The sequence below is a fragment of the Bernardetia sp. Wsw4-3y2 genome (genome assembly GCF_037126295.1).
Classification (GTDB): Bacteria; Bacteroidota; Bacteroidia; order Cytophagales; family Bernardetiaceae; genus Bernardetia.
In genome coordinates this window covers 1227245-1239231 of the sequence record NZ_CP147017.1, presented here as the reverse complement: position 1 = coordinate 1239231, position 11987 = coordinate 1227245, and the positions used below count along the sequence as shown (strand labels likewise).

General features: G+C 29.7%; 12 protein-coding genes. 9 read left to right on the top strand and 3 right to left on the bottom strand.

Going from position 1 to position 11987, the window contains the following annotated elements; all coding sequences use genetic code 11:
• Positions 1 to 191 precede the first annotated feature (191 nt).
• From V9L05_RS04855 to V9L05_RS04830, 6 genes are all read left to right on the top strand, one after another.
• Positions 192 to 698 carry a hypothetical protein gene (locus V9L05_RS04855; RefSeq protein WP_338814591.1) on the top strand — a complete coding sequence of 169 codons (507 nt, stop codon included), beginning with the start codon at positions 192 to 194 and terminating at the stop codon, positions 696 to 698.
• Between the two features lie 79 nt (positions 699 to 777).
• A complete protein-coding gene (locus tag V9L05_RS04850) occupies positions 778 to 1347 on the top strand; it encodes a hypothetical protein (protein ID WP_338790046.1) in 570 nt (189 codons plus the stop codon).
• Positions 1348 to 1646: 299 nt separating this feature from the next.
• Positions 1647 to 3560: an OmpA family protein gene (locus V9L05_RS04845; protein WP_338814590.1), complete on the top strand. Its 1914-nt coding sequence runs from the start codon at positions 1647 to 1649 to the stop codon at positions 3558 to 3560.
• A 150-nt stretch (positions 3561 to 3710) separates the two neighbouring features.
• The gene (locus V9L05_RS04840; RefSeq protein ID WP_338790048.1) at positions 3711 to 4103 is read left to right on the top strand and encodes a hypothetical protein; all 393 of its coding nucleotides are present in this window, start codon (positions 3711 to 3713) and stop codon (positions 4101 to 4103) included.
• Between the two features lie 63 nt (positions 4104 to 4166).
• A complete protein-coding gene (locus V9L05_RS04835) occupies positions 4167 to 5087 on the top strand; it encodes a DUF5777 family beta-barrel protein (RefSeq protein WP_338814589.1) in 921 nt (306 codons plus the stop codon).
• Between the two features lie 32 nt (positions 5088 to 5119).
• Positions 5120 to 5680 carry a YceI family protein gene (locus V9L05_RS04830; RefSeq protein WP_338814588.1) on the top strand — a complete coding sequence of 187 codons (561 nt, stop codon included), beginning with the start codon at positions 5120 to 5122 and terminating at the stop codon, positions 5678 to 5680.
• A 16-nt stretch (positions 5681 to 5696) separates the two neighbouring features.
• Here the strand turns inward: V9L05_RS04830 and V9L05_RS04825 are convergent, their stop codons facing one another.
• Positions 5697 to 6557: a hypothetical protein gene (locus V9L05_RS04825; protein WP_338790051.1), complete on the bottom strand. Its 861-nt coding sequence runs from the start codon at positions 6555 to 6557 to the stop codon at positions 5697 to 5699.
• A gap of 26 nt (positions 6558 to 6583) precedes the next feature.
• The gene (locus V9L05_RS04820) at positions 6584 to 7462 is read right to left on the bottom strand and encodes a YicC/YloC family endoribonuclease (protein ID WP_338814587.1); all 879 of its coding nucleotides are present in this window, start codon (positions 7460 to 7462) and stop codon (positions 6584 to 6586) included.
• Between the two features lie 262 nt (positions 7463 to 7724).
• Here V9L05_RS04820 and V9L05_RS04815 point away from each other — a divergent pair, with 262 nt between their 5' ends.
• The 3 genes from V9L05_RS04815 to V9L05_RS04805 all read left to right on the top strand — a co-directional run bounded on the left by V9L05_RS04815 (position 7725) and on the right by V9L05_RS04805 (position 11010).
• Positions 7725 to 9008 (top strand): amidohydrolase, encoded by a 1284-nt coding sequence (locus V9L05_RS04815; RefSeq protein ID WP_338814586.1) that lies wholly within the window; start codon positions 7725 to 7727, stop codon positions 9006 to 9008.
• Positions 9009 to 9236: 228 nt separating this feature from the next.
• Positions 9237 to 10043 carry an AraC family transcriptional regulator gene (locus tag V9L05_RS04810; protein WP_338814585.1) on the top strand — a complete coding sequence of 269 codons (807 nt, stop codon included), beginning with the start codon at positions 9237 to 9239 and terminating at the stop codon, positions 10041 to 10043.
• Between the two features lie 76 nt (positions 10044 to 10119).
• Positions 10120 to 11010, top strand: coding sequence for an aspartyl protease family protein (locus V9L05_RS04805; protein ID WP_338814584.1), 891 nt, complete (start codon positions 10120 to 10122; stop codon positions 11008 to 11010).
• A 169-nt stretch (positions 11011 to 11179) separates the two neighbouring features.
• On the opposite strand, the gene V9L05_RS04800 is transcribed toward V9L05_RS04805, so the two are convergent.
• Entirely contained in the window at positions 11180 to 11926 is a 747-nt protein-coding gene (locus tag V9L05_RS04800; protein WP_338814583.1) for an FkbM family methyltransferase, read from the bottom strand.
• Between the last annotated feature and the right edge of the window lie 61 nt (positions 11927 to 11987).

Here is an 11987-nt window from a genome sequence, read left to right as displayed (position 1 = left end):
TAAGATGGCGAAAGATACTAAAATTTGACTGTTTTAGATTTTGAAATTTATTTCAAATAATTTAGGTAGAGTTTTTTTAAGGAAAAAGATAATATATTCTCTACAAATTATAATTTCGTAATTTTAGCACGGTTTTTTAAGTAATACAATTATTATCTAATTTTTCTATTTAATCAATTCCTATAATTTCAATGAAATTTTTAATCCCTATTATTCTAATAAGTATTCTTAGTCTTTCTTTTATAAGTAAAAATACAAATACGTTTCAAACTGATAAAAATGGACTTACAGTAAAAGAATTTATTTCTTTTTTTGAAAATCGTAATAATCCAGATGCAGTTGATAAAGAAATTGGTAAAAAAGAGTGGATTTATGTAAGCTCAGAAAAACATGGCACTACACAAGTTGATATGTGGATGTTTGAAATCTATTACCACGATGTACAGTATATTATGCAAAGTATTTTTTCTCCAGAAAAAGGATTGAAAACCAATCAACTTCAACTCCATTTTCAGCATCGTCAGCCGTATGAGGATTTTGTGGCGCAGTTTGTAGATTCTAATTTAGATCAAATTAAACAAGAAAAGAAAGGAAATATTTATATTACGCATTATGCAAACGATAAATATTTTGTTTATACAATCATTGATAGAAGTCAAAAAATGCCTTATCGTGTTACGATTGCAGAATTACCTTAACAAATTGTATCTTAGTAGCGTTTAACTAATATATTTGTAGCATACACTTTAGTATGATATATGTCAAATCAAAAAAATTATGACTGAATTTATATTTTTATCGATTTTTGTAGTCTTTATTATTCTATTTGTTATTTATTCTCGTACCAAAAAATTGAGAGATAATTTTAGACATAACATGGATGAAGAAGAAATAGTGATCGAACCACCAAGACCAAAAGCTAGGCGTTCTTTAGAAGATACATTAAAAGCTCTTACACAGCGTTACGAACTTCCAAAAATAGAAGAAGAAGAAAATCCTGCTGAAAATCTATTACAAGAAGTAAGAGAACGACGAGCTAGAGAATTGGTAGAGCGAAATAAAAGTTTGAAGGATATTCCTGAAAAAAAACCTATCATTCCACAACTTGGAAATCCTATTGTAGAAAGTCCAGAAACAAGACGTTTGAAAGAACAGCTATCACGAGGAACTAGACAAAATGATACAGGAAATCAAAACTATTATTCCATGAATAGCAATGAGGCACATTATAATAACTATAAAAACAAGCAGCAGAGTAGTGACAATAGATTTGGTGACCTGATGAGAAATCCTAATTCTGTCAAAGATGCTTTTATAGCTTCTGAAGTCTTTAAAACTAAATTTTAATGAATAAAAAATGTCGCTTGTAGAACTATAAGCGACATTTTTTCTATCTGTTTTTAACAAAGTAATACCGAAAAACTATTTTATAGATTAAGATTCGTAAATTTGTTTAGCAATCTTCTACTATCCTTTTATTTAAACTGTCTTTATTCAATTATTTATATAACTCAAATTGGTTTTGATAAATTTCCCTTTAAATTAAAAAAACGAATTTGATTTTGATTATGCAAAAGTCCCCTGTTTTTGTTTTTTGTTGGTTTATTTTTTTTATCTCTCTTTTTTTTGGAGAGAATGGGAAAATTATGGCTCAAAATTCATTCAAAAGCCAAAACTCAGCTTTTGAAACAATAAATAAGATAACAGATAAGAATAAAGTAGAATTTATTTTAGACAAAACATTAAGAGGACATTCAGCAGGGGTACAAAATATTCGTTTTAGTCCTGATGGAAAATGGATTGCTTCTGCTAGTCTTGACCGAACCATTATTATTTGGGATGTCAAAACAGGTATTTTGAGACATCGTTTGCGCTCTCATTCAGCAAGTGTTTATGAAGTAACATTTAATAAAAAAGGCAATTTGTTAGCAAGTGCTTCCGAAGATGGAACGGTTTGTTTGTGGGATTCTCGGTATGGGAAACTATTAGGAACATATAAAAATAAGCCTCTATCTCTTACAAATGGACTTATTTTGCGTTCAGTTTCTTTTGTTGTTTTTTCTCCAAATAATAAATATTTATATTTTGGTGGTGATAATGGCTATATTATGCGTGTCCGAATTGATATTCCAAATCAAATTCCGATGCAAGTTTTTTCAATTAATTCTGAAAAAGACCTTCTTTCAAATACCATTACAGGAGGAACAATTGCCAGTACAGGCAAAGAACTCATTTTTAGTGTTGATCATTATGTATATGCTATTTCTCTTCAAAACCATCAACTAGTTCGTCGTTTTCATTATTCAAAATCAGATATTAATGATATTGTAATTGGTGCAAATAAAAATCAAATTACAGGTTGGGGATTTGATGGAACACTTATTACTTGGGATTATTTCTCTGCTAAAAAGCTAGATGTTTTTCAGGTTTCTCCAAAAGATAATTATAGTGCAGCTTCGTATAGTAAAAATGGAGAATATGTAGCAACAGGTGCAAATGGGACGGTTGCCAAAATTTGGGATGCACAGACAAAAGAAAACATAGCTGTGCTTTCAGAACATAAAAAAGTAGTACGAGTATGTCGTTTTAGCCCAATAGAAAACAAAGTAGCAACAGCTTCTTACGATGGAAGAGTTTATATTTGGAAAGAAAAAACAGAAGAAGATAAGGCAGAAGAAGAAAAACAAAAACAACAAAAAATTTTGGCAAACACTACCAAAATTGAGCAACAACAAAACAAAAATCAATTAAAAGAACAAATTTTAATAAGTACAAATCAAAAGTCTGATGTAGTAAATGGAGCTTGTGATACCGTTTTTATTGATAGAATTGTAGAAAAAGTAGTTGAAAAACCTATTTATATAGAAGCCAAAGCAGGAGGTAAAAACAATAATGGTTTGAAGACTAATTTGACAGAACTAGCTAAAGAACAAAATTCAAATCCAATTATAAAAGAGAAGATAGTCTATATTCGGGATACTGTTTATATTAGAGACACAGTTTATCAGAAAGTCTATGTAAAAGTAGATTCTAAGGAAATAATTAAAAATAATACAGAAAAGGAAAATACAACAAATGCACTTACTGCTAGTACAAAAAAAGAGATTATTCAAAATCCACTAGAAGAAATTGAAAGTAATGAAAATAAAGAAGAAGTAGGAAATAATGATAAAGTGAATCAAGAAGAATCTGAATTTGACAAACAATTTGTAGTAGGCAAAACTCTAAATCTTCAAAATATTCAGTTTGAACAAGGAACGTCAAAGCTACTTTCTAAGGCGTATGAAGATTTAGAAAAATTGCTATCAATGTTGAAAAAACACCCAAAAATGAAAATTTCTTTGGGAGGACATACAGACAATGTTGGTTTACATACCGTTAATCTTCGTCTTTCAGGTGAGCGTGTCAGAACAGTTCAAAATTATTTAGTTGCAAATGGAATTTCTCGTACACGTATCCAAACACGAGCGTATGGAGGAAAATATCCAATTGCCAGCAATAGAGCAGAAGAAACACGAAAATTAAATCGAAGAGTAGAAGTTACTATACTTTCGAAATAAATTAAATCAAGTCTAGTATTTCAATATAAAAAGTCTTACCTTGTTTGTGTATATACTTTGTTAAGGTGTGTGTACTATCAACAATTTCGCTTTAGTATCTAATAACCTAGAATTTTTATACTGCTCATTTATTTAATCAAACAAAAAACTATGAACAACAAAGCTAATTTTGTGTCATTTTTCTTACTTCTGAGTGTTTTTTTAAGCCTTTCTTTAGCTTCTTGTGAGTGGAAAAATGAAGAAGAAGAATTTGGTGTTGTGGTCTGTGACACCTCACAGGTAACACTTTCAGGAAGAGTAAAACCTATATTACAGACCAATTGCTATGCATGTCATTCTAATGCTGCTGCATCATCTTTTGGAGCAGGAATAAACCTTGAAGATTATTCTGCCTTACAAGGTAGAGCGAATAGTCCTTCTTTTTTAGGTGCTATAAACCATGCTTCTGGATTTTCTCCAATGCCTAGAGGGGCTGAAAAACTATCAAGTTGTGATATTAGATTAATCGAAACTTGGATAGAAAATGGAGCAAAAAATGACTAATTTTTATAAAAAATCTTATAAATTGATTTACTTACAAATAATACTACTAAAAAAAATAAAATAATGAATAAAAATTATTTACTTCTGACTGTTTTTTTACTCCTATTTCTTACGTGTTTTTCTTCCCAATTTGCATTAGCACAAGATGACTTAGATGCTCTTTTAGACGAACAAGAAAAAGAAAATACTAAAACAGAATATACAACAAGTGCATACAAATCTACTCGTCTTATCAATCTTCATACTACTGAAAAAGTAGCTGCTGGGGCATTAGATTTTAGAATTTCGCATCGTTTTGGAACTTTAGATGGTGGAGGATATGAGTTTTTTGGTTTAGACCAAGCCACTTTGCGATTAGGTTTTGAATACGGAATCAGCGACCGAATTATGATAGGAGTAGGTAGAAATTCTTTTCAGAAAACGTATGACGGACTTTTTAAAACAGACCTTCTAAGACAAAGTACAGGTGAAAAAAATATGCCTATTAGTATGACTTATGTAGGTACAGTAGCTATAAATACCTTGAAAGCAAATGCAGGACAAGACAAAACTTTTGCAAACCGTTTGACTTATACAAATCAAATTATTTTGAGTAAGAAGTTTAGTGAAGGCTTTTCATTTTTGCTTGCACCTTCTTGGGTACATCGTAATCTTGTTCCTACAGCAGAAGATAAAAATGATTTGTATGCCTTAGGATTGGGAGGAAGAATAAAATTGACAAGACGTACTTCTTTTAATGCTGAATATGTTTACAGAGTTCCAATTTCAAACTCACTACTTTTTGATGATAACCATAACTCTTTGTCTGTTGGTTTTGATATAGAAACAGGTGGACACGTTTTTCAATTACATTTGACAAATTCTCGTTCGATGATAGAAAAAGGATTTATTGCTGAAACTGGTGGCGACTGGTTAGATGGTGGCATACATTTTGGCTTTAATATTACTAGAGAGTTTGTTCTTAGAAAAAGCAAATTCAATTAAACTTATTTACTAAATCATTACCTCTTTCAATTATGAAAATCTATCAATCATTATTTTTTGTTGCAATATTATTTGTTTTTCAAAGTGTTTCTTCTAGTGTCGTTGCACAGCGTTATACCTTGGAAGACAGTAAAGTTCATTTTTTTTCTAGCGCACCTATGGAAGACATAGAAGCTAATAGCAAGGACTGTAAAGGAGTCATTGACACCAAGACAAATGCTTTTTCTTTCAGAATTCCTATTAAGTCATTTATTTTTCCTTCTTCTTTAATGCAACAGCATTTTAATGAAAATTATATGGAAAGCGAAAAATATCCCAATGCAACTTTTAAAGGAAATATTGAAGGAAACTATGACCTCAAAACTGACGGAACGTATGATGTTGTAGCAGTTGGAGATTTAGAAATTCATGGCAAAAAACAAGCTCGTAAAATTCCTAGTCAGATAATTGTTAAGAATGGAAAGGCTTCTATCAAAAGTACATTTGATGTGAAATTAGAAGACCATGATGTCGAAATCCCATCTATTATGTTTCAAAAAATAGCTGAAACTATCAAGGTGGATATGAATTCGGATTTGAAATTATATGAATAAAATTAATTAGAAAACTTTATTCTATCCACAAACGTCTGTTTGGAGTATTATTTTTGCCCAAAGTAAGAATAGCATTTATTCCAAAAACAGGCGTTTGTTGGTTTAGGTTTCTTGTAGGTTTTAGTTCTTCACCATTCATCCCAAACTGAGCCAAAGCAATAAATTGTTTGGTATGAAGTCCTGCAAAAGCTCCCAAATATATGTTTTTATGAATAGGAAAAAACCACTCTGTTTGTATGCGTTGTTCTTGAAAAAAACGACGTTCTGAATTAGGATGTATTTTCTGAATTTCTTTAAAAAGCTCAAAAGACAATGTTCCGATGAGTTTTTTTTGTGAGTTATTTTTTGAAATACTAAAATATTTATTTGCTGCAAACTGAAAACGAAGCCTAGAAACAGGGTCATAAAAAGAATTGTTTGATAGAATTCTTTCAATAGCAACTTGTTGCCAAAAAGCCAAATCTATTTTTTTGATAGAAGAATAATGACGTAAATGTCCACGAAGTGTAGTTTTATTAACATTCAATTCACAATATCTAAAAGAAGCCCCTCCAATCCATTTTTGAGAAAGTAAACGTTCATAACTTATATAAACACTTTTCTGATAGAAGTAATCTACATCTGTCATTTCCATTGTAGAATGTTGCCCTAAAACTTGAATAAGAAAAATATTTTTTGTCCCAAAACTAGGATAAAAAAGTGTAGAATCTGAATCAATGGCTAAGTCATTTTTGCTTTTTAGACTAATTTGAGCATTCAAACCAAACCAAATATCATTTTCTAGTCGTACATTTTCTTTTGGATAATTCTGACTATATAAGTTTTGACATAAAAAAAAACTGATAGTCATGGAAATAACATACAATAGTGTTTTCATAATTTATCATTTACAACTCACCATTTTTACAGTACATTCAAAGTTTGTTCCTTTATTTTCTCTAGTTCTTCTTTCATCTCAACGACAAAATGTTGCATATCAGCATCATTTGCTTTCGAACCGATTGTATTTATTTCTCTTCCCATTTCTTGAGCAATAAAATTTAGTTTTTTTCCACTTGTGTTTTCCTTATTCAATTCTTTCAAAAAATAATTAATATGCGTTTTCAAACGAACTTGTTCTTCTGCAATATCTAATTTTTCGGCATAATAGATAACTTCTTGCTCAAAACGATTTTTATCAAAATTATCAGAGTTTACAACACTTTCAATGTTTTTTTCTAATTTCTGACGGACTTTTTCCATTCTACGAGGTTCAATTTTATTGATTTCTGCAAGTGAATTTTGAATAGAATTCAAACACTCTTCTATCTGATTTTGTAGCGATTTTCCTTCATCTTTTCTAAACTCATTACAATCTAAAAGAGCCTTTTCAATGGTTTGATAGATAGCTTTCCAATGTGATTCGATGACTTCTTCGTTTGCTTTTTCTATAAAAACATTGTCTTGCATCATCGCAATTCTGAAAATATCATTGGTGGGTGCATTTAATTCTTTAGCCGATTTTATCATCGCTTCGTAATAACTACTTACAAGCTGCTGATTGACAACCAATTCAGAAAAATTATCAGCCTTCGAAACATAATTCAGATTAATATAAACTTTTCCTCTTTCTAATATTTTTTGTACTAAATTTTTCACTTCAATTTCTTTATCTGCAAACAGTTTTGGAAGGCGAAGACTACAATCTAAGTATTTCGAATTGACCGTTTTTATTTCTGTATTAATAGTATATTCTTCGTTTTCTAGGTTGCTACTTCCGTAACCTGTCATTGATTTTAACATAGTCTGCTTATTACTTATAAATTGAATTTTGTTTTTTTGAAGTGATAAAGATAAGAAAGTTTGATTGAATTTAGTGGTTATCTGTTTCAAATTCCTTCTTTTATACAGTTGATTTTAGCTTATTATCTTGGAGACCAATAAAGACAATAATTATACTTAAACAGTGTCTGTAATGATGCAACCCTTCTTTTTTTCTTCTGTCTTTGAATAGAAATAAGTGAGAGTATTTTTGTGCATAACATAAAAAAACAGTCAATAAAACATGCCATTAAAGAAACACCTTATAGTATCATTCTTACTATTTAGCATTCTAATTTCTTGCAAATCATCAGATGAAGAGAATGTACATCAAAAAATAGAACACCAGACAAATGAAATCTTTGATTCTTTAGTAAAAATAAGAAGAGATTTTCATGAATATCCTGAATTGGCTGGAAATGAAAAAAGAACTTCTAAAATTATTGCAGAATATTTATCCAATTTAGGACTAGAAGTAAAAACAGGTTTTGCAGGTCATGGTGTCATTGGAATTTTAAGAGGTGGAAAAGAAGGGAAAAATATCGCTTGGCGAGCTGATATGGATGCTCTACCAAATGATATGTTAGATGGAGTACCCTATAAGTCAAAAATTGAGGGAGTACAACATGGTTGTGGACATGATGTTCACATGGCAATCGGACTTGGAATAGCTGAAGTATTAGCTAAAAATAAAGAATCGATTAAAGGTACACTATATTTCATATTTCAACCAGAAGAGGAAACGTTTGTAGGAGCAAAAAATATAGTTGATAATAGTCTATTCTCAGAAATGAATCTTGATGAGATATATGCTTTGCATGTTACTGCGTTGCCTGTTGGTCAAATAATGGTTAAACCTAACGAATTATTTGCTTATCAAAAAAGAATAAAGATGAAATTCAATAATAAATTTTCAAAAGAAGATGCAGAAATTCTTTATAAGGAAATAAGAAATAAAACTATGCGAAAAAAAGATGGATCAAGTCCTTGGGAAATCCCAAAAGCTTTTGACTCTGAAATTGGACTAGTCAATCCTAATACTATTTTTAAAGATTATCTTTTTATGGAAGAAAATTTCCTGATTGATTCAGATGATGAAAGCCTTGACATACAAGCTTATCTTTATGAAACAAACCAGTCAAATCTACAGAACATACTACCAAAAATAGAGGAAATAATTGAAAACTCTATCTACAAAGATAAATTTATTTCTGTGTCATATATTCAAGAAAATCCAACAGTATTAAATGATGAAAAATTGACAAATAACGCTATAAATACGCTTACCAAAATTTATGGAGAAAATGCTATTGTGATGGATTATGGTCAAATTCCATATTTTAATGATGATTTTTATTACTATCAAAAAGAAATATCAGGAGTTTATTTCTTATTAGGTGGCTCAAACGCTGAAAAAGGAATCACTGCTATGAATCATGCACCGAATTTTAGAGTGGATGAAGAGTGTATTAGAATTGCTGTAAAATCTTTTTCATCTTTGATTTTGGAAAGAAGTAATAGCAAATAAAGCATAGTACATAACATAATACCCTACTGTGCATTTGCAACTCATTGTTGGGCGTTGTCTTTAGCGAAGCGATGACTACGATCTATCATTTGTTTTTGTAATTACTTTATCACATAAATCTGAAGATTTATATAAATGATACGTGATCTTGCAATATACAACAAGAAAAATATCTTCATTATCTTTAGAAATTGAATAAATTTAAGTAGCATTTTTAATTCAAAAAAAGTGGATTCAAAAAAAATAAAAAAGTTAGGAGAAAAAAGTGAATACCATCATCTCCCTATCTTTGATGGATTGGAACTATTAAATGCCAAATATCACACATTAGATTTTCCTTTTCATACACATGAAACATTTAATATTGCATTAATTTTAAATACGACATTTAATACTAAACTTTCTGATAAGTTTTTAAAAGCACCTATTGGAACATTATCTATTACTAATCCAAAAGAAGTTCATGCAACTCCTTGTGATCAAGATTTAGGCAATTCATTTTTTACTTATTATGTTTCGCCAGAAGTCATTAAAGAATTGAATGGAGGACAGTTCACTTTTTTTGAAGATCGAATTATATATGATCAAAATATATTCAATGAATTATATTTCTTATCAAATAATTTATATAATAAAACTGTTGATTTTGAAAAAAGATTAGGAATAATACTCAGAAATTTAGTGTTAAAATATGCAGCAGTCAGACCAATTAGTTATAATAGTAGTAAATTTTTTCAAAATTTTATTAACGAGACATCATTTGAGAACTTTTCCCTAGAAAAAACAGCTTTACAATTTGGTATTGATAAGTACAAGTTTATTCGTTTGTTCAAACAAGAAACTGGATTAACTCCTAATAATTTTGCTATTATGCAAAAAATTGAACAGAGTAAAGGTATGCTTAAAACAGGCAAACCAATATTAGATGTTGCCATTGATTGTGGGTTTTATGATACATCACATTTTTATAAAAATTTTAAAAGGTTTGTAGGTGTAAATCCCATAAGTTTTCAGAATACTTTGTTTATTGACTAGTGCAATATTTTACAATAGATACCCCTTTTAAATTCCTAGTTTTGTTTAATTATTTAATAACTAAACAAATATAAAAATGAACAGAATAAAAATTTATCTATTTATCTTATTTGCATTTATTACTACCATCACAAAGGCTCAAGAAGTGATTCCTTTTACTTTAGGAGAGGATAATCGAATATACATAAAGGTTTCACTTAATGGATCAGACTCATTAGATTTTGTATATGATTTGGGGGCTAATTGTGTTGTTATTAATAAAAGCAAAATTGAGGAAAGTAATATCCAAATCAAGTTTGATAGTTTGACGGAAAATGTTGGAGGTCACGGCACTTCACAAGAAATGATGAGTTTCAAAAACACAGTTTCAATAGGAAAAATTACACAACAAGATGTACAAGTAGTGGGTATTGATTATCCAAAAGAAGAAAAATTAGATGGTATAATTGGATGGAATTTTTTCAAAGATAAAATGATACGTATCAACTATGAAAACAATGAATTAGTCTTATATGATAATAATTATTTGGTTTCAGATAGTTATACTAAACATAAAATAAAGTTTGTTAATGGATTGCCATTTATAAAATTTACTCTTTTTGAAGGAAACAAAAAAATAAAGATTTTGGGAATGATAGATACAGGATATAATGGAACTATATCTATTTATTATACTTCAGTTTATGAAAATAAGTTGAAAGATAAATATCAAATAATTGGAGAAGCCACAAGTACAGGTTCGGATGGAAATATTTCTAAATCAGACCTAGTTTTACCTTTGAAAGTAAGTTTAGGTGATTTTGAGATTTATAATATGCCTATAATACTTGAGACTACAGAGTCTGTATCGCCTTATGAAGCTTTATTAGGAGGAGAAATTTTGAAAAGATTTCATATTGTTCTGGACTTCAAAAAAAATGTAATATATCTACAACCTAACATTAAAATAAATAGTAGTTTTAATTAGAAGAGTAGAAATAAGTGAGAGGACCATATAATTTATCCCAGTTGAGCTTAGAATAAATCGTAGTTAGTATTGGTGTATTGACTACGATTTATCAGTAAGACAACTTTTAAGTCAGTATAGCTTAATCTTCAGATTTGCGAGTATAGACATCTAGTTGAAATTCCATATTTTACTCATACTCATTACTCTCAAAAACCTTATTCTCTTTTCTATAAAAAAACATATCCATTTGCCAAAGCATATCATCTTTTTTTCTTCTCATGATATCCACCAAATCAGCAGGGTAAAAGCCTTTGTTATCCAAATATTGACACAATTCATAAAAACGAAGGCTATTCTGTGAGTTATCTTCATCATTTTTGACAATCTGAAAATTATATACTTCTATTATTAATAAATCGGCTTGTTCTAGCGTTTTGGTTGCGCCTTCCAAAATAGGAATCTCAAAACCGTGTGTATCTAATTTTATGCAAAAAGGAGGCTTTAGATTATGTTTTTCTACCTGCAAATCTATTGTCGTAACAGGAACAGTAATACAGTTTTTCTCTAGTTTTTCTTTAGAAGCCAACCCTGCATGAAGGTCAGAAGCATCAAAATAAATTTCTCCCTCAGCATCTCCAGCTGCAGCCATACAAATTGAAATGTTTGGATTTTTTAATTGAAAATGCTCTAAATCCTTACGGTGTCCTTCTTGCGCCTCAACAAGCAAATAGTGTGAGTTTGGAAAGAATTGCATGGCTAGTTCTGTCCATCTTCCATCAGAAGCTCCCACATCTATAAAACTTTTTGGCGAAGTATGTTTTGAACTGCGTTCTAATCCACCAATCATAGTAAGTGAATTTCGGTCTATTTTATCAATATGATACCCTAATTTATTGATAAAAGATTTGATAGAGCGTACTAATTTCTGTTTCAAGATTGGTTTTATTATTTTTATAGATGGAAATGAATATGCAAAATTAGGAAACCCTTTTTCA